Annotated in this window: 12 protein-coding genes; 11 read left to right on the plus strand and 1 reads right to left on the minus strand. The window is 48.7% G+C overall.

The features are described from left to right. Positions 1–16 precede the first annotated feature (16 nt). The 4 genes from RHOM_RS05685 (at position 17) to RHOM_RS05700 (ending at position 9373) form a co-directional block, all read left to right on the plus strand. Positions 17–2944 (plus strand): glycosyl hydrolase 115 family protein, encoded by a 2928-nt coding sequence (locus RHOM_RS05685; RefSeq protein WP_014079323.1) that lies wholly within the window; start codon positions 17–19, stop codon positions 2942–2944. Between the two features lie 27 nt (positions 2945–2971). Beyond that, positions 2972–4114: a glycosyl hydrolase family 8 gene (locus RHOM_RS05690; RefSeq protein WP_014079324.1), complete on the plus strand. Its 1143-nt coding sequence runs from the start codon at positions 2972–2974 to the stop codon at positions 4112–4114. 115 nt (positions 4115–4229) lie between these two features. Then, a complete protein-coding gene (locus RHOM_RS05695; protein ID WP_014079325.1) occupies positions 4230–6644 on the plus strand; it encodes a GH36-type glycosyl hydrolase domain-containing protein in 2415 nt (804 codons plus the stop codon). 17 nt (positions 6645–6661) lie between these two features. Next, the gene (locus tag RHOM_RS05700) at positions 6662–9373 is read left to right on the plus strand and encodes a GH36-type glycosyl hydrolase domain-containing protein (protein ID WP_014079326.1); all 2712 of its coding nucleotides are present in this window, start codon (positions 6662–6664) and stop codon (positions 9371–9373) included. A 617-nt stretch (positions 9374–9990) separates the two neighbouring features. Here the strand turns inward: RHOM_RS05700 and RHOM_RS05705 are convergent. After that, a complete protein-coding gene (locus RHOM_RS05705; protein ID WP_014079327.1) occupies positions 9991–10731 on the minus strand; it encodes an AraC family transcriptional regulator in 741 nt (246 codons plus the stop codon). A 183-nt stretch (positions 10732–10914) separates the two neighbouring features. Here RHOM_RS05705 and RHOM_RS05710 point away from each other — a divergent pair, with 183 nt between their 5' ends. From RHOM_RS05710 to xylB, 7 genes are all read left to right on the plus strand, one after another. Then, a complete protein-coding gene (locus tag RHOM_RS05710) occupies positions 10915–12354 on the plus strand; it encodes an ABC transporter substrate-binding protein (RefSeq protein WP_014079328.1) in 1440 nt (479 codons plus the stop codon). 59 nt (positions 12355–12413) lie between these two features. Beyond that, positions 12414–13373 (plus strand): carbohydrate ABC transporter permease, encoded by a 960-nt coding sequence (locus RHOM_RS05715; protein WP_014079329.1) that lies wholly within the window; start codon positions 12414–12416, stop codon positions 13371–13373. 3 nt (positions 13374–13376) lie between these two features. Continuing rightward, positions 13377–14222, plus strand: a complete 846-nt coding sequence (locus tag RHOM_RS05720) for a carbohydrate ABC transporter permease (protein WP_014079330.1) — start codon at positions 13377–13379, stop codon at positions 14220–14222. A 79-nt stretch (positions 14223–14301) separates the two neighbouring features. Then, positions 14302–16674 carry a glycoside hydrolase family 3 protein gene (locus tag RHOM_RS05725; protein ID WP_044024873.1) on the plus strand — a complete coding sequence of 791 codons (2373 nt, stop codon included), beginning with the start codon at positions 14302–14304 and terminating at the stop codon, positions 16672–16674. 99 nt (positions 16675–16773) lie between these two features. Continuing rightward, a complete protein-coding gene (locus RHOM_RS05730; RefSeq protein WP_044024874.1) occupies positions 16774–17388 on the plus strand; it encodes a DUF4867 family protein in 615 nt (204 codons plus the stop codon). A 61-nt stretch (positions 17389–17449) separates the two neighbouring features. Beyond that, positions 17450–18940: an L-fucose/L-arabinose isomerase family protein gene (locus RHOM_RS05735; protein ID WP_014079333.1), complete on the plus strand. Its 1491-nt coding sequence runs from the start codon at positions 17450–17452 to the stop codon at positions 18938–18940. A gap of 93 nt (positions 18941–19033) precedes the next feature. Then, complete coding sequence (gene xylB / locus RHOM_RS05740; protein WP_014079334.1) at positions 19034–20500, plus strand: xylulokinase; 1467 nt, start codon at positions 19034–19036, stop codon at positions 20498–20500. Positions 20501–20852 lie beyond the last annotated feature (352 nt).

The following is a 20852-nucleotide window of genomic DNA, read 5'->3' on the forward strand; positions in this document are numbered from 1 at the left end:
GAGAAGGATTGAAAATATGGAAGAGATTATATTTTGGATGGAAGATGCAGCAGATTCCGGGGTAAAGAAGATAGCGGATAAAGTTGCCGGCGATGTGGAGCTGGTAACGGACAGACGCCCGCGGGTGCTGTACGGCACATCACAGGAAGAACTTGCGGATGTGGCAGAACGGGCAGAGACTGTGATTGTTCCGGCTACGGTTGGAAAAAGCAGACTTCTGGAGCAGATGGAGGAAGAAAAGAGAATCGGTCTGGAACAGATCCGGGGAAAACGGGAGTGTTATGGCTGGTTTTTTCTGAACGATCCAGAATGGCATGGAACACAGATTCTTCTGATTGCAGGGAGCGATAAGCGTGGAACAATCTACGGACTGTTTCATCTGTCAGAACTTCTGGGCGTATCTCCGTTTGTCGACTGGTGTGGTATCAGGCCACCTCACCGTGAACATGTGGGGCTTCGTGCATCGATGGCGTGTGTGGCGGGAGAGCCGTCTGTAAGATACCGCGGTTTTTTTATCAATGATGAATGGCCGGCATTTGGAACATGGTGCAACCGGCGCTTTGGGGGATTTGGAACTTCGGTTTATGAGCATGTGTTTGAATTGCTGCTAAGGCTGAAAGGAAACTATCTGTGGCCGGCGATGTGGAGCGCCAGATTTGGGGATGACGGCCCGGGACTTGCAAACGCAAAGCTGGCAGACGAATACGGAATCATTATGGGAATGTCGCATCATGAGCCGTGTCTGAGACAGGGGGAGGAGTATAAGTACCTGCGAGGAAAAGATTCGGTATATGGCGATGCATGGAATTTCCGGACGAACCGGGAAGGCATCATCCGGTTCTGGAAAGACGGACTGCTTCGGAGAGGAAAATTTGAAAATGTGATTACCCTGGGCATGCGTGGAGAGGCGGATACGGCAATTCTCGGAGAAAAAGCAACATTGGAAGACAATATTGAACTGCTGCGCGATGTGCTAAAAACGCAGAATGAGCTGATCCGGGAGTGTGTGGATGAGGACGTAAAGCGTGTCCCGAGAATGCTTGCTCTCTACAAGGAAGTGGAAGCGTTTTTTTATGGAAATGATCAGACGGCGGGGCTGATGGGATCGGAAGAACTGGAAGATGTTATTTTACTGCTGTGTGATGACAACTATGGAAACCTCAGGACACTGCCGACAAAGGAGATGAGGACGCATAAGGGCGGATATGGGATGTACTATCATCTGGACTATCACGGCTGGCCCATTTCCTATGAATGGATCAACAGTTCGTACCTTCCGAAAATCTGGGAACAAATGACAACGGCATATGAATTCGGGGTGCGGGAACTTTGGATTGTCAATGTGGGGGATATTGCAACGCAGGAGTTCCCACTGTCGTATTTTCTGGATATGGCATATGATTTTGGACGTTGGGGAAGTGGTGCCGTCAATCAGACCGCAGAGTATACCAGACAGTGGACGAGGCAGCAGTTTGGAAGCTTTACGGAGGAAATACAGGAACAGATTGCGGACGTTCTGCAGGGATATACCAGATTGATACAAAAGAGAAGACCTGAGGCAATGCGTGCAATGGTGTATCACCCGGTGCATGGAAGAGAAACGCAGGATACACTGGAGGAGATTAAGCGGATACTTACGGAAGCGGAGCGTGTGTATGCGTGGGTGAAGGAACATGCGCCGGAATACGAAGCGGCGTTTGTGGCGCTCATCTATTACCCTGCGGCAGGAACACTGAATCTGACCAGGATGCATCTTCTGGCAGGGATGAATCAATACCTGGCAAAGCTTGGAGCACTTCGCGCGAATGATTACGGGGATGCGGTAGAACAGTGTCTGAAGCGTGACCGGGAACTGGTGACGGCATATCATCAGATGGATCACGGACGCTGGGATGGCATGGGAGCATCGGAGCATATCGGATTTGTGCACTGGAATGAGGATGAATGTTTAAACCCTGTGATTCACCGGGTACTGCCCGCGGATAAACCGAGACTGGTTGTGACAGTGGATCAGACGATGCAGCATGCAGAGGGAAGCCCGTGGCTTACGGAATCCATGAAACTGCCGGATTTTTTAGACCCTGCGTGCAGGAGCGCCGGGATCACCCTGTATGGGCTGAGTGAATGTGAGGCTGCATACGAGGTCACAGAAAAACCGGAATGGCTTTCGGTGTGTCCGATGCAGGGCGTGCTGGACGGGAAAAAGCACAATTATGAAAAGCTGGAACTTGTAATGAACCGGGAGCGTTGGGCAATGAACCGGGATGGAAATACAGGTACGTCTGCTTGTGGAGTGCTTGAAATAAAAACGCCTTCCGGCTGCTGCCGGATCGAGATACCGGTATGTGAAAATCTGCCGGAAGTACCGGAAGGTACCTTTGTGGATACGGCAGGTTATATTGTGATGGAGGCAGAGCATTATGCAGACCGGAAGGATGGATATGCAGCGGATGGTAAGCGGGAAGGAAAAAACGAAAAGGTACGGTTTCAATGCATCAGGGACTATGGAAAAACGCGGTCTGCCATGAAAGCATTTCCGGTCACAGCGTATGGTGTGCCGGGAGAAAATGCACCGTATCTGGAGTATCATTTCTGGGTATCAAAGCCCGGCGGGTATGTACTTACGCTTTATATGCAGCCCTCCAATCCGGTGGCGAACGATCAGAAACTCTGCTACGGTGTGCAGAATAACGGTGGTGAGATCCGGATTTATAACGCAGTACCTGAGGGATACCGGATCGGAGATCAGGGAGAGTTCTGGGCAAAAGGTGTATTAGACCAGATACGCAGACAGGAGATTCCGGTTTCATGCAGAAGTGGTATCAACCGTCTGCGCATTTATTCCGTCACACCTGGGTTTGTTCTGGAAAAGCTGTTGATCCGCCCGGAAGGAACGGATGTCCTGGAAAGTTATCTGGGACCCAAAGAGACGTATCACACATAAAGGAAAGAGGAGAAAAGGAGTAGAACGATGGCGGGAGCATTTGAGACGGGAAAGTATCGCAATGTGTTTGCAGAGTACGGGTATCCGGAAGCGGAGATTCAGAGAAGAGTGGAGCAGACATTTGAGACAATTTTTTATGGGAATGAGGAGGAGCGTTTCTATCATGAGGTGGGAGCCGACATGGCATACATAGAGGATACGGGAAACCATGATGTGCGCACAGAGGGAATGTCCTATGGAATGATGGCATGTGTGCAGATGAACCGCAGGGAAGAGTTTGACCGGCTGTGGAAATGGACCCGGACATATATGTACATCGAGGATGGACCATGTAAGAATTATTTTGCGTGGTCCTGTGCAACAGATGGCAGTAAAAATGCGGAAGGTCCGGCTCCCGACGGAGAAGAATATTTTGCCATGGCACTGTTTTTTGCGGCAGACCGCTGGGGAAATGGAACCGGAATATTCCACTATGCAGATGAGGCGCGGGCAATTCTGCGGGAATGCATCCACAAGGGAGAGCCGGGGCATCCGGGGGAACCGATGTGGGACACATCCAGGCATCTGATCAAGTTTATTACAAATTGTAATTTCAGCGATCCGTCTTACCATCTGCCCCATTTTTATGAATTATTTGCCAGATGGGCGGACGAAGATGACCGGGAGTTCTGGAGAGACGCGGCAGAAGCGAGCAGAGCGTATCTGCATCTGGCATGTCATCCGGACACCGGTTTGTCGGCGGAGTATGCGGAGTATGACGGGACTCCGCATGAGGGACATCAGGAGATTTTCGGCAGGCATGACTGGTATTACAGTGATGCGTACCGGACGATTGCGAATATTGCCATGGACTGGCTGTGGTTTGGGAGAGATCCCTGGCAGCAGGAGATTGCGGGAAAATTACAGAGCTTTTACTGCGAAAAGCAGAGCGGACACTGGGATGGTGTGTTTCTGACGGACGGCACGCTTCTTAGAGAGCGGGCGCTGCACCCGGTTGCGGTGATAGCGGTAAATGCAGAGGCTTCGCTGGCTGCGAAGGGAGAAAATGCAAAGGAGTGCATCAGAAGGTTCTGGGAGACGCCGCTTCGGACAGGGGAACGCCGTTATTACGACAATTTCCTGTATCTGTTTGCCATGCTGGCACTGTCCGGGAATTATCGTATTTACTGAATAAAGTTAGGTCATGAATCTGATATTTTAATGTCGTATCTGGTATTCTGATTTTCAAAGGAAGGTTATATTTAATGTAGAAAACCTTAGAAAATCAAAACAGGAGAAAGCATATATGAAATATGGATATTTTGACGAGACGAAGAAAGAGTATGTAATTACAAGACCGGATACACCGGCACCGTGGGTTAATTATCTCGGTTCCCCGGAATATGGCGCGATTATTTCAAACAATGCAGGCGGATACAGTTTTGCAAAATCCGGAGCTAACGGAAGAATTTTAAGATACATCTTTAACCAGTTTGACGAACCCGGAAGATATATTTATATCAGGGATAATAAAAGCAAAGACTACTGGTCGGCTTCCTGGCAGCCGGTGGGAAAGGATCTGAAAACTTACCGGAGTGAATGCCGCCATGGAACTGCTTATACAAAAATGCAGGCGGATTACAGCGGTATTCACTCAGAAGTGAGATATTATGTGCCGCTAGACCGGGCGTATGAGGTGTGGAATGTATGCATTGCCAACACATCTGCAGAAGAAAGAGAACTGACGGTTACCGGGTACGCTGAATTTACAAACAACAGCAACTATGAGCAGGATCAGGTGAATTTACAGTATTCGCAGTTTATTACGCGCACGGTTTTCTGTGGGGATCATGTGCGGCAGATGATTCATGCGAATCTGGATCAGATCGAGGAAGGCAGCGATGTCGATGATAAAATCGTTGTCAGCCGTTTCTTTGCACTGAAGGGAGCGAAAGTGACATCCTGGTGCGGCGACAGAGAGAAGTTCCTCGGAAGATATCATGGATATGGCAATCCGGCAGGTGTGGCAGAGGGAACATTGTGTAACGAGGGAAATGAGAACGGCAACAGCTGCGGAGCACTCAGTACGGTGGTGCGGCTTGCACCGGGAGAGCACTGTGAGTTCGCATTTCTGGTTGGAATGAAAGAGGAACCTGAGGTGGCAGAGATTTTGGCCTCCTATGCGCTGCCGGAGCAGGTCTGTGGAAAGGAATTGCAGCAGCTGACCGATTACTGGCATGGAAAGCTTGCACATTTTCAGATAAAGACACCGAGTGAAGAATTCAATGCCATGATAAATACATGGAACGCCTATAACTGCTTTATGACATTTATCTGGTCGCGTGCAGCGTCGTTTGTCTACTGTGGACTGCGCAATGGATACGGTTATCGTGATACGGTACAGGATATACAGGGAGTCATTCACCTTGCACCGGAGATGGCAGTTGAAAAAATCAGGTTTATGCTTTCCGCACAGGTGGATAATGGAGGCGGACTGCCACTGGTAAAGTTTACACACAATCCGGGACATGAAGATACGCCGGATGATGCATCTTATGTAAAGGAGACCGGGCATCCGGCATATCGTGCAGACGATGCGCTCTGGCTGTTTCCGACCGTCTACAAGTATATAGCGGAGACCGGACATCTGGAATTTATGGATGAAGTGATTCCGTATGCAAACCGGGGAGAGGCGACTGTTTACGAGCATCTGAAGCGTGCCATCGATTTTTCCATGAACCATCTGGGAAAACACGGTATGCCGGCGGGGCTGTATGCCGACTGGAATGACTGCTTAAGACTGGGCAAAGAAGGGGAATCCACATTTGTTGCCATGCAGCTTTATTATGCGATGAATATATTGCGAAAGTTTGCAGAATACAAGCAGGATAAAGAAACGGCTGCCTATCTTGATGAAAAGCAGGAGGAACTGGGGAAATTGCTGCAGGAACTCTGCTGGAATGAGGACCGTTTTATCCGTGGATTTACAGAAGCAGGCGAAGTGATCGGAAAGCGCACGGATCCGGAGGCAAATATGTGGCTGAACCCGCAGAGCTGGGCGGTGATCAGCGGGCTGGCAAAAGCGGATCAGGCGGATATGGCGCTTGAGAGGGTATATGAGAAATTAAACACGCCGTATGGTGCAATATTGATGGACCCGCCGTATCATGCGCACGCCTTTGACGGAGCACTGGCTGTCATCTATAATCCGGGTGCAAAAGAAAATGCAGGTATTTTTTCACAGTCGCAGGGATGGATTATCCTGGCGGAGGCATTGCGGGGACATGGAGACAGAGCATTTACTTATTTTATGGAAAATGCACCGGCTGCACAGAATGACCGTGCACAGATCCGCGTGATTGAACCTTATTGCTATGGACAGTTCACGGAAGGAAAGGCAAGTCCGAATTTCGGAAGGTCACATGTGCACTGGCTCACGGGAACTGCTTCCACGGTTATGGTCGGCTGTGTGGAGGGAATTCTGGGTATGCGTCCGGATTTCTATGGACTGCATCTTACGCCTGCAATTCCGCATGAATGGGAGGAGTTTGAAGTAAATAAAGTTTTCAGAGGCTGCCAGTTACATATTGTTGTGAAAAATCCGGGACATGTGCAGTCGGGATGCGACAGACTACTTGTAAATGGAGTCAGGATGCAGGGAGATTATATTCCGCAGGAAGTATTGAAAAAGCAGACAGAAATCGTATTGTATATGTCATAAGATGGGAGGAAAGATTCGTGGGAAAGATAGAATTTTTGGATCAGCAGGGAAGCTTCCGGGTGTATCAGCCGGAAGACTACAGTGGATTGTATTTTCCTCTTGCAGGAGACGGTGGGTTAAAATCCTGCATTACACCGACACTCGGCGGCGACAGCAAAAGGGATCAGAACCATTTCCTGATGGAGCCGGTCAGTATTGAAAATCTCCATAACAATAAAAATACAAGAAATTTCTGGTGCCGTATCAAAAACCGGGGATACTGGTCAGCCTGCGGTTCGTCGGCAGAGGCAGAATTTCTGCGGTTTACCGGAGAACAGGAGAAAAGCGTACTGGAAGCCGGATTTATGTGGCAGAAACTGACGCGGACATCCGCAGTCCATGGACTAAAAGCAGAGATTACTTCTTTTGTTACGGTAGACGGAGCGATGGAAGTGATGATGACGGAACTTACCAATATAACAGAGGAACCGCTTGAAATGACACCGATTGCAGTGATGCCGGTCTATGGAAGAAGTGCGGACAATATCAGGGATCACCGCCATGTGACTTCCCTGCTGCACCGGATCTGTACCACGGATTATGGGGTGGAGGTGACGCCTGCGATGTCGTTTGATGAGCGGGGGCATCAGAAGAATCATACAACGTATTTTGTATATGGTTCCACCGGAGAGGGAGAGGCACCGGCAGCTTTTTACCCGACCGTCGGGGAGTTTATCGGGGAGGGAGGTTCCTATCTCATACCGGAGGCAGTCCGGACAGAAAAGCCGGGAGCTGTGGCAGGAAGTAAGGCAGAGGGAAAAGAAGCAGTGGGAGCTCTTAAATTTGCGGAGATTTTATTAAAACCACATGAGACAGTCTGCTATCTGACTCTGGGCGGAATGACCGACGAGAGATCACAGATCGAACCTCTTACAGCATCTCTCAGACAAAGAAGCCAGGTAAAGGAAGCTTATGATGAAGTAAAACGGTACTGGACAAAGAAAGTAAACATCACATTTAAAACGGGTAATCCGGATGCAGACAATTATCTTAAGTGGATTACGTTCCAGCCAATTCTGCGGAGAATTTACGGCTGTTCGTTCCTGCCGTATCATGATTACGGAAAAGGAGGACGTGGCTGGCGGGATCTGTGGCAGGATTGTCTGGCATTGCTTCTCATGGACCCTTCCGCAGTCCGGCAGATGATCATCGACAATTACGGCGGTGTCCGGGTGGACGGAACCAATGCCACAATTATCGGAAATGCGCAGGGGGAGTTTATTGCGGACCGGAATCATATTACCCGTGTGTGGATGGATCATGCGTTCTGGCCGTTTGTGACGACAAAATTTTATATTGACCAGACAGGAGATCTCGAGATTCTTTTTGAGAAGGTTCCGTATTTTAAGGATCTGCAGTCCAAAAGAGGCACAGATCACGATACCGGATGGGACGAGACATATGGAAAATGCCAGCGCACAGAGGGTGGCGTCGTCTATTTCGGAAGTGTACTGGAACATCTGCTTCTTCAGAATCTCTGTGCATTCTACGATGTCGGCGCGCACAATGAGATGCGGCTGCACGGGGCAGACTGGAATGACGCGCTGGATATGGCATGGGAAAATGGAGAAAGCGTGGCATTTACAAGTGCTTATGCGGGAAATTTAAAAGAGATTGCGCACTGTATCCGGCTGTTAGAGCAGGAGACCAGCTGCAAGCGTTTTGAGATTGCAGAAGAGATGGGAATGCTGTTTGCAGGTGGCAGGGAGCTGTATGAGAATGTGGAAAAGAAACGAGGGATACTGGACGCCTATCTGGAGAAATGTGCACATAATCTCAGTGGTCAGACCATGATCGTAAAAGCAGAGCAGATCTGTAGCAATCTGGAGGAAAAAGCAGACTGGCTGATGGAGCATATAAGGATGCAGGAGTGGATTGCTGAGGATGAGGCACGCGGATGGTTTAATGGCTATTATGACGATCATAAGAATCCGGTGGAGGGCTGTAAAGACGGAAAGGTACGGATGATGCTGACGAGTCAGGTTTTTGCGATTATGAGCGGCACGGCAACACCGGATCAGATCCGCAAAATCTGCCAGAGTGCCGATAAATATCTGTATGATGAGAAAGCGGGCGGCTACCGTCTGAATACGGATTTTGGTGAAGAAAAAATGGATCTGGGAAGAATGTTTGGATTTGCTTACGGGGAGAAGGAAAACGGAGCAGTATTTTCCCATATGGCTGTCATGTACGCCAATGCACTGTACCGGAGAGGATTTGCGCGGGAGGGTAATAAAGCCCTGCAGGCTCTTCTTAACGCGGCAATGAATTTTGACAACAGCAGGATGTATCCGGGACTGCCGGAATATTATGATCTGTCAGGAAGAGGCATGTATGCATACCTGACGGGTGCGGCAAGCTGGTATCTCCTTACGATGGTTACGGAAGTATTCGGCGTAAAGGGGGTCATGGGAGATCTGGTAATTGCGCCGGCATTCATGCCGGAACAGTTTGATGCGCAGGGAAATGCAGAAGTAAAGCTGATTTTTGCGGGAAAGAAATTCGACATCCGGTTCTCAAATCCGGAAAAGTGCGAGTGTAAAAAAGAGTGGATAAAAAGTGTCCTCTGCGATGAAAAGCAACTGGAACCGGAAGCGGGGGCAGCATATGCCGTGCGGATCAAAAAGGAATGGATCAAACAGCTGGATGCAGAAAAAGAGCATGTCATAAAAATCCTGTTTGGAAGATAGGAAGCAGATAGTGGTCTTCACAGGAGGCATATACGGTTCTTCGGGGGTAAACAATATTGCAGGAAGCACAGCATGCCAGATTCCTGGAGAAAAGCAGCTGGAGCATTCGTCGGGAAAAAATGCGCGTATTTCTTCCAGCCAGAGCTTTGCAGCTGATTCCGTGTCTCTTCCACGTTTGGACACACTGGCGGGCACATGTCCGACACACCGGAGACAATGGGCGGACTTTCTGGCAGCACTAACTGTGCTCCCTCATAGACAATATTAAACCGCGCGAACCGAAACTCGCTGCTATCAGCTATTGAAATCAGGGCAGATAGCAGCTCAGACATCGGCTTCGCGCGGTTATGTTTTTTTCGGGAGCACAGGTAAGTGCTGCACAAAAGTCCTACAAATTGTCTCGCGGAGTGCGGACATGCCCCGCCGGAGTGCTCCAAACTTGGAAAGACACGGATCATCGCAGCTGCAAATCACGGCTGGTTAGAAATGCCGTATTTTTTGTACCGAATGCTCCGGCTGTCTTTCTCTGGGAATCGCAGGACATATACTTTCTGCAATATTGCTTACCGCCAAAGGGGAACCGTGCCTGTCTCCGGTGGTGGCTTCTTCGCGGGGAGTTACCACATGGATTTGTAATATTTATTGCGGTATTTTTTGGGAGTCATACCGGTAAAGTCCTCGAACGTCTGGATAAAGTGGCTCTGCGAAGAAAAGGAAAGGTAATTGGCAATGTCTATGATGGACTTGTCAGAGTAGCGCAGGAGATGCGTTGCCTTTTCTATTTTTTTCTCGCGGATATAGTCACTGATGGAAATGCCGAGGTTCTGCTTGAATACCCGGGAGAGATAGCTCTCGGATAATCCGGTATATTCTGCCAGCACGGCGACGGTAATGCGTTCTTTGATATGACTGTAAATATAATCCACACACTGTACGACCGGCTTGGATAAGATGGAACTTTTTTTCTGAAGAACCATCTTGCCGGTAAAGTCTTTAGCCATTTCATGGTGAAGATCCGCAATCTGCCGGACGGTTGTGCAGGTGTCCATTTTCAGAATGTAAAAGTCGCTCAGACGATAGGCCTGTTCCGGCTCCAAACCGCCGTCAATGCAGTAGCGTGTAAGCATGGCGGCAGTGACTACAAAATGATATTTTATGTTGGTAAGCGCATTGCGCGAGAGCACACCGGTTCCCTCCAGATGGATAAATGCATCCTCTTTGCAGTTGGCGACAACAGTTTCCATATCCCCTGTTTTGACTGCCGTATAAAAGGAATATTCCACGGTTGGCGGCCGGTGAAGGGTCTCAAGTTCACTGCTTTTTAATTCGGTCTCGTACCATTCTTCTGAAAAGGCCATTGGCTGTTTCCTCCGTAAAATAAGAATATGGTTATTATGACATGAATCTGATATTTTTACAATTGATTTAGTATATTCCAGTCATAAAATTCAGTACAATTCTATCTGTAATCAAGAAGACGGCAGACATTATAGGGAAAGGGTCTGACGTTGAAAAACTAAAATACAGGGAGGAATTGAAGTATGAAACAGCGGGTTATCAGCTTAATGCTGACAGTGGCTATGGGGGCTACTTTACTTGCAGGATGTGGAAGCAGTGCCACAGACAGTGCCAATGCCGGAGCAGACAGCGGCAAGGAGAGTGCAGCGGCTGCAGGCACAGAGTCGGACGAGAAAGATTTCAGTGGTGAGGGAAAGGTAATTAACATCTATTCCTGGAACGATGAGTTCCGTACACGTCTTGAGGCAGTATATCCGGAGGTGGAATCTACTTCCTCAGACGGAACGGTAACAACGCTGAAGGATGGAACAGAGATTCACTGGGTGATCAATCCGAATCAGGATGGTGTTTATCAGCAGAAGCTGGATGAAGCGCTTATGAATCAGGCAGATGCTGCGGCAGATGACAAGGTAGATATCTTCCTGTCCGAGACGGATTATGTATTTAAATATACCGATAAGGATGCGGATGTTGCCATGCCTCTGACAGATCTTGGAATTGATCCTGAGACGGATCTGGCGGATCAGTATGATTTTACGAGAACTACGGCTTCTGATTCTGACGGTGTGCAGAGAGGATCTACCTGGCAGTGCTGTCCGGGACTTTTAGTATACCGCCGCGATATTGCAAAGGATGTATTCGGAACAGATGATCCTGAGGCAGTCGGCGAGAAGGTGAAGGACTGGGCAACCATCAAGGACACCGCGGCAGAGTTAAAGGCAAAAGGATATTATACCTTTGCATCCTATGCGGATACGTTCCGTCTGTACGGCAACAGTATTGATGAATCCTGGGTTCAGCCGGGAGATACCACCGTCAAAGTAGATCAGAAAATCATTAACTGGGTGAATGATTCTAAGGAATGGCTGGATGCCGGTTATCTGGACAGCAACATCAAGGGTCAGTGGAATGATGACTGGAATAAGTCCATGGGCTCCCAGTCCAAGGTTTTTGCATTTCTGCTTCCGGCATGGGGCATTGACTTTGTGCTGAATCCGAACTGGGATGGAGAGGCCGGCAACTGGGCAGTTACGAACCCGCCACAGGAATATAACTGGGGTGGTTCCTACATCCATGCGGCAACAGGAACAGATAATGTAAAATATGCGAAGGATATTATTCTTGCAATGACAAGCAATCAGGACAACCTGTTAAAGATTTCACAGGATTACTCTGATTTCACGAATACGAAGTCCGGAATGGCAGAGGCAGCAAAGGATGATGCAGACTTCTCGTCAGAATTCCTTGGCGGACAGAATCCGTTTGTCTACTTTGCACCGGTAGCTGAGAATATCAAGATTGCTCCGTTATCTGCATACGATCAGGGATGCGTGGAACTGATTCAGAATTCGTTCAGCGATTATCTGCAGGGAAATGTAGATTTTGATAAGGCAAAGGCAAACTTTGAGACAGCAATCAAAGAGCGTTATCCGGATATCACAGAAGTTCAGTGGCCGGAATAAGACCATGACTGCGGAGCAATTTTGCTCCGCAGAACTATTATGGCAGAGAGGGCAAAGGAATGAAAAAAAAGAAAAAAAGTATCAGCTATGGAAAATGGGGACAGATATTTATTCTTCCGTTTTTTATTATCTATTTTATTTTTTCACTGATTCCGTTGGCAGATACCGTCAGATACAGTTTTTATGAATATTACCGTTCCGGAATTAAGGAGGTCGGACCTAATTTCGTTGGAATGGCAAATTATATCAGTCTGTTGAAATCCGATATGATGGCATATGGAAAAAACACGCTGATTCTGTGGCTGATCGGTTTTATCCCGCAGATTGTGATCGCACTTGTTCTTGCGAGCTGGTTTACGGATGCCAGATTAAAGATACATCACAAACAATTTTTTAAGGTTGTCATTTATCTGCCCAATCTGATCATGGCATCTGCATTTGCACTTTTATTTTTTACACTGTTTTCCACGAGTGGACCGGTCAATTCCATTCTGATGTCTCTGGGATGGATCAATAGCCCGATTGATTTTATGGGATCTGTTTTTGGCACGCGTTCCCTGATTGGACTTATGAATTTCCTGATGTGGTTTGGCAATACGACGATTATGCTGATGGCAGCAATCATGGGAATCAGTGTGGAGGTATTTGAGGCCTGCGAGATCGATGGGTGCAACAGTCTGCAGAGATTTTTCTATATTACGCTTCCGATGATCCGGCCGATTCTTGCATATACACTGATTACCTCGATTATCGGCGGATTGCAGATGTTTGATGTGCCACAGATCTTAACGAACGGTCAGGGAAATCCGGACCGGACATCCATGACACTGATCATGTTCTTAAATAATCATTTAAAGAGCAAGAACTATGGTATGGCAGGAGCGTTATCTGTTTATCTGTTCATCATCAGTGCGATCTTATGTTTTATCGTGTATAAGATGACAAATGATAATGATCCGGACGGATCGAAGGCAGCGGCGAAAAAAGCTGCCAGAGAAGAAAGAAGAAGGAGGAGATAAAACATGAAATCAAAATCAGGAAACAGTTTGCGGAGTGTTCTGGCGCATATTGTGTTGATTGTACTGTCATTTATGTGTCTGTTCTTCTTCTATATTCTGATTATCAATGCAACCCGTTCTCATGCGGAGCTGCAAAAGGGGTTTTCGGCATTGCCGGGCACCCATCTGCTGGAAAATTTAAAGAATGTGGCAAATGACGGAAGCTTCCCGATGTTTCGCGGAATTATAAACAGTATCTGTATCTCGACTGCCTGTGCGGGTTTGTGTACTTACTTTTCCGCGTTGACGGCATATGGTCTGTATGCTTATGAATTTAAGACCAGAAAGATAGCATTTACCTTTATCATGGCAATTTTGGTCATGCCGACTCAGGTAACGGCAATGGGATTTTTGCGGCTGATCACGAAAATGGGGTTGTATGATACCTGGTATCCGCTCATTATTCCAAGCATCGCGTCGCCTGCGGTATTCTATTTTATGTACAGCTACCTGCAGTCATCACTGCCCCTGTCCTTAGTGGAGGCGGCAAGAATCGACGGCTCAGGCGAATTCAGGACGTTTAACTGTATTGTGCTGCCGATTATGAAGCCGGCGCTCGCGGTACAGGCGATTTTCACTTTTGTCGGTTCCTGGAATAACTACTTTGTTCCGGCACTGATTCTTCAGACCAAGAGCAAAATGACAGTGCCGATCTTAATTGCGACATTGCGTGGAGCAGACTATATGAACTTTGACATGGGAAAAGTTTACATGATGATTACGGTGGCGATTGTGCCGATCATTGTAGTATATCTTTTATTATCAAAATATATTATCGCCGGTGTGACACTTGGTGGAGTGAAAGAGTAAACACGATCTGGACAGAGAATCATATGGAAGAAAATTCTGTATGGTTCTTTCTGTCATTTTGAAGGGAAAAGCAGAGAATATGGAAAAAAGAGAATGGAGATATAGTGGAACCATAGAGGAAAGAACGTCCATCCGGGAGCAGGTGCATGATGTTCTGGCAAGAAAAGTGGCAGAAGAGGCAATGGTTTTATTAAAAAATGAATCGCTTCTGCCGCTGCCTTTGGATGTTCCTATGGCGCTGTTTGGAAGCGGGGCAAAAAAGACGGTAAAAGGTGGAATCGGCTCCGGGGATGTCAACAACCGGAAGACAATTTCTGTCTATCAGGGACTGCTGGAAGCGGGCGCAATGATCACAAGTGAAGCGTGGCTGTGCGACTATGAAAAGCGGTATGAGCAGGCGAGAGAGGAATGGAAAAAACTGGTTCTCGAAGAAACAAAACGGGTTGAGAATCCGTTTGACGCATATTCCAATCATCCGTTCTGTTTCCCGGAGGGAAGAGCGGTTACAGAACAGGACATTGCCGGGGCAGGGGTGGCAGTTTATGTGCTGAGCCGCATTTCAGGTGAGGGAAGTGACCGCAGAAAAGAGCGCGGCGACTATGAATTAAGCCGCAGGGAACAGGAAGACCTGTTATTTTTGAATGAGAAAAAGATTCCGGTAGTGCTCCTGCTGAATACCGGTGGTCCGGTAGAACTGACAGATATTTTAGAGCAGGCAAAAAATATACGGGCTGTGTTAAATATTTCCCAGCCGGGACAGGCAGGTGGTTATGCGGTGGCGGACATCCTGTTTGGAAAGGCGGTTCCAAGCGGAAAACTTACGGCAACATGGGCGAGACATTACGGGGATTATCCGTCAGCGGATACTTATGGATACAGGAACGGAGATCTGGAAAAGGAAGAATACCGGGAGGAAATTTTCGTTGGATACCGTCATTTTGACCGGGAAAATCTGCCGGTATTATTTCCGTTCGGGTACGGACTTTCCTACACATCATTCCTAATCCGCCAGCGGTCTGTACGCGAGGAAACGAATTCCCTGGAACTTGCAGTGTCTGTGCAGAATACGGGTGGAACCTATGCCGGGAAGGAGACAGTGCAGGTCTATGCGACATTCCCGCAGACCGGAATGGAAAAAGAAAAAAAGCGGCTGGTGGGATTCGCCAAAACAAAATGTCTGCTGCCGGGGGAAATACAGCAGCTGGAGATTAAAATACCAAAAAACATGCTTGCAAGTTTTTCGGAAGAACAGAGTGCCTGGTATCTGGAAGACGGAACGTATGGCATATGGATCGGTGCCGATTCACAAAAGTTAGAACAGGCATGGGAATTTGATGTGTACGAACGGACGATCACAGAGCACACATGCCGGCTGGAGGCAGCAGAGAGTGATGCAGGAAAGCTTTCTGCCGCTGAAGAGCAAAAAGTGCATCTGACCGGAAAAATACCGGCAGAGGAACTGATTCCGCTCTTATATGGCCATGTGGAACAAAACAGCAGTACACTCGGCGCGGCGGGAATCCGTGTCCCGGGATCGGCGGGAGAGACAACACATGCGCTGGAACAGCCCTATGGAATAAGGGCGTTAATCATGGCGGACGGACCGGCAGGAATCCGGCTGCATCAGTCGTATGAGGTAGACGCAGATTCGGGGAAAGTCTATGGAAAAAGTGTACTGGGAGCACTGGAAAATGGCTATCTGGAGCCGATGCAAAAGCATGAGAATGCCAAGACCTACTATCAGTTCTGTACGGCGTTTCCGGTCGGAACGGCAATGGCGCAGACCTGGAATGAGGAACTGCTGCAGTCTTTCGGAAGAGCGGTATCACATGAAATGAAAGAATTCCATATTGATCTGTGGCTGGCACCGGGAATGAATATCCAGAGAAATCCGCTGTGCGGGCGGAATTTTGAATACTATTCGGAAGATCCATTTCTCTCAGGCAAGATGGCTGCTGCGGTTGTCCGAGGTGTACAGGAGGAGGGAACCTGTGGAGCTGTGATCAAGCATTTTGCATGCAACAATCAGGAAGACAACCGTATGGGGGTCGATGTGCATATTTCAGAGAGAGCCCTAAGGGAGATCTATCTTAGGGGATTTGAGATTGCAGTCAAAGAAAGCGCACCGGTTGCAATCATGACATCCTACAACCGGGTCAATGGAGTTCACGCGGCAAACAGCAGAGCGCTATGCACTGTAATTGCCAGAGAAGAGTGGGGATTTGACGGTGTACTCATGTCGGACTGGAGTACAACAGCGCCGGAAGACGGCAGTATTCCATGGAAGTGTATCGAAGCCGGAAATGATCTGATTATGCCGGGAAGTGAGAAAGATGATGCGGATATCCGGCAGGCGTATGCAGACGGAAGGCTGTCGGAAAAGAAAATCCGTCTCTGTGCGGGAAGAATTATTTCACTGATAAATAAATTAGATAAAAAGACAAAAAAGTGACATTGGAAAGACAAGAAACAGGTAGTCTCCATGACTGTCTCCTGTTATACTCTGCTTATAAGGTACACTTATGGAAAGGAGCACAAACAGGGGGGAATCATGGAGATTTATTCAATTAAAGACGAAAAGTTCCGCAGGTATGGGAAAGTCTGGAGCGGCTTTGACTGCACGAGACTGATCCGCGAGATGGAACACACGCCGCTGCCGGAGGATGTCATTTATGTGCCATCCATGGAGGAACTGGAGGTGCTGCCGGAGGCGGGAGAGTTTGCCAGACGGATCTACGGCGGACTTCCGATTCAGATCGGTTATTGTAACGGCAGCAATCACAGATTAAATGCGTTGGAGTATCACCGCAATTCGGAGATCAATATTGCGGTAACCAATATGGTGCTGCTGTTAGGATGGCTGCCGGATGTGACCGATGCGTTTACTTATGACACATCCAGGGTGGAAGCATTTTTTGTCCCGGCGGGAACGGTTGTTGAGATGTATGGAACGACACTTCACTATGCGCCGTGCAATGACGGGGAGGAAGGATTTAAATGTATTGTGATTCTTCCGAAAGGGACGAATACGGAGATTGATTTTGCCTTGCCCAAAAGCGGAGAGGATGCGCTTATGACTGCGAAGAACAAGTGGCTGATCGCACATGAGGAAGCAGGAATCCGTGGTGCTTTTAACGGACTTTTGGGGGTCAATATTGAGGTGTAAGAAAGATACAGGGAAAACGGAGCAGGAAGGTTTCTATTTTTGAAACGGAAAGGAGATTTTTATGAACAAAGAAAATATGCCGGAGATTAAGATCGGAGTTGTGGCAGTCAGCAGAGACTGCTTCCCGGAGAGCCTGTCGGTGAACCGGAGAAAGGCGTTAATGGACGCTTACACGAAAAAGTACGGAAAGGATCACATCTATGAATGTCCGATCTGCATCGTGGAGAGCGAAATACATATGGTGCAGGCACTGGAGGATGTGAAGGCGGCCGGGTGTGATGCACTGGTCGTATACCTCGGCAATTTTGGACCGGAGATCGCCGAGACACTGCTGGCAAAGCATTTTGACGGACCGAAAATGTTTATTGCTGCGGCGGAAGAATCCGGGGACAGTCTGCTGGATGGCAGAGGGGATGCTTACTGTGGAATGTTAAATGCCAGCTATAACTTAAAGCTTCGCAATATCAGGGCATACATTCCGGAGTATCCGGTTGGAACGGCAGAGGAATGTGCGGACATGATTCATGAATTTGAGCCGATCGCCCGCGCGGTAGTTGCGCTTTCCAATTTAAAGATCATAAGCTTCGGACCAAGACCGTTAAATTTCCTTGCCTGCAACGCACCGATAAAGCAGCTTTACAATCTGGGTGTGGAGATTGAGGAAAATTCAGAGCTTGATTTATTCGAGGCGTTCCATAAACATGACGGGGATGAGAGAATCCCGGCGGTTGTGGCAGAGATGGAGGCGGAGCTTGGAGCCGGGAATAAAAAGCCGGAAGTGCTTGCAAAGCTGGCGCAGTATGAACTGACCTTAAAAGACTGGGTGCGCGATCACAAGGGCTACCGCAAGTATGTGGCGATTGCGGGCAAGTGCTGGCCGGCATTCCAGACACAGTTCGGTTTTGTCCCGTGTTACGTCAACAGCCGTCTGACCGGACAGGGAATTCCGGTGTCCTGCGAGGTGGATATTTACGGCTGTTTAAGCGAGTTCATCGGCACCGTGGTGAGCGAAGATGCCGTGACACTGCTTGACATCAATAACTCGGTGCCGGCAGATATGTATGAGGAAGAGATCGAGGGAAAATATCCATATACGTTAAAGGACACCTTTATGGGATTCCACTGTGGAAATACCACTTCCGGAAAGCTTGCGTTCTGTGAGATGCGCAATCAGAAGATCATGGCGAGAAGCCTTCCGGTCGAGGTGACAAACGGAACCCTTGAGGGGGACATCATGCCGGGGGACATTACGTTTTTCCGTCTGCAGAGCACCGCAGACTGCGAGCTCCGCGCTTATATCGCACATGGGGAGGTGCTTCCGGTGGCGACAAGATCTTTTGGATCGATCGGTGTTTTCGCCATCCCGGAGATGGGAAGATTTTACCGCCATGTGCTGATTGAGAAGAATTTCCCGCACCACGGCGCGGTGGCATTCGGACATTACGGCAAGGCGCTGTACGAAGTATTTAAGTATATCGGTGTGCCGGTGGAGGAGATCGGCTACAATCAGCCGGCAGGCGTGCGCTATCCGACGGAGAATCCGTTTGCATAGAAAAGTCTTGCAGTGCATAGCGAAGTCTTGCAGTGCATAGCGAAGTCTTGCAGTGCATAGCGAAGTCTTGCAATGATAAGAAAAGGGGAGAGTATGTTATATATAGGAATTGATCTTGGCACATCAGCAGTAAAATTGCTGCTGATGGATGCCGATGGTAAAATAAAAAAAATTGCATCGCGCACCTACGATCTTTCATTTCCACATCCGGGCTGGTCGGAACAGAATCCGGCAGACTGGTATGAACAGTCGATCGACGGCTTAAAAGAACTTCTGGCGGAATGTGATAAAAGCCGGGTGGCGGGGATCAGCTTCGGGGGGCAGATGCATGGTCTGGTGACATTGGATGAGCGGGATGAAGTGATTCGTCCGGCGATCCTCTGGAACGACGGGCGCACGGCAGAAGAGACCGATTACTTAAATCAGGTGATCGGAAAGGAAACACTGTCGGGATATACCGCGAATATTGCCTTCGCCGGATTTACGGCGCCAAAGATTCTCTGGATGCAAAAGCATGAGCCAGATCTGTGGAAACGGGTGAAAAAGATCATGCTACCGAAAGATTATCTCGCATACCGCCTGTCCGGAACGTTCTGCACCGATTATTCGGACGCCTCCGGTATGCTGCTCCTTGATGTGGAGCACCGGGCATGGTCGGAGCAGATGCTTGAGATCTGCCATGTGGAAAGAGAGCAGCTTCCGAAGCTTTATGAGAGCTATGAGGTGGTGGGAACCTTAAAGCCAGAGATCGCGGAAGAACTGGGACTTTCTCCTGAAGTAAAGATCATTGCGGGAGCGGGCGATAATGCGGCGGCAGCCGTCGGCACCGGGACGGTCGGTGAGGGGAGATGCAACCTGTCGCTTGGAACGAGCGGCACGCTCTTTATCTCCAGTGAAAAGTTTGGTGTGGACGCACACAATGCCCTGCATTCCTTTGATCACGCGGATGGCGGTTATCATCTGATGGGGTGTATGCTCTCGGCGGCATCCTGCAACAAGTGGTGGATGGATGAGATTTTAAAGACGACGGAGTATGCGCGGGAGCAGGAAAAGATTAAAAATCTGGGAGAAAACCGGGTATTTTTCCTGCCTTATCTGATGGGGGAGCGCTCTCCGCACAACGACCCGGATGCGAGAGCCATGTTCCTTGGAATGTCGATGGACACCACACGGGAAGATATGACGCAGGCGGTGTTAGAAGGCGTAGCGTTCGGTCTCAGGGATTCCCTCGAGGTGGCGCGCAGTCTGGGCATCCGGATCGAACGCTCCAAGATCTGCGGCGGCGGTGCAAAGAGCCCGCTGTGGAAGAAGATCCTTGCGGCTGTTTTAAACCTTAAGCTTGATCTCATAGAGAGCGAGGAGGGACCGGGATATGGCGGAGCGATCCTTGCGGCAGTGGGCTGCGGGGAATATGAGAGTGTACAGGCGGCATGTGAGAAGCTGGTGCATGTTGTTGACACCGTTGAGCCGGATCCGGTGCTGGTGGAGAAGTATGAGGCGCGCTATCAGGAATTCCGGAAGCTGTATCCGGCTGTGAAAGCACTTTTCCCGTTTACGTGAAATAGAATTCTGCAAAAATGCGGCTGTCGCATTAGAGGAATCGTTGGCTTTCAGCGATAAGTGATATTATGAGAAGTATGCCACTACGATTTCGGTTGGAATACCTACGGAACATTCTGTTCAAAAAATGCGGTATTTCTAACCAGCCGGTGACTGCATCTGCGATGATCCGTGTCTTTCCAAGTTTGGAGCAATCCTAGGGTGCATGTCCGCACCCCAGAGACAATTTGTAGGACTTTTGTGCAGCACTTACCTGTGCTCCCGTAATATAACATAACCGCGCGAAGCAGATGTTTGAGCTGCTATCTGCCCTAATTTCAATAGCTGATAGCAGCGAGTTCTGTTCGCGCGG

This window comes from Roseburia hominis A2-183 (assembly GCF_000225345.1).
Lineage (GTDB): Bacteria > Bacillota > Clostridia > Lachnospirales > Lachnospiraceae > Roseburia > Roseburia hominis.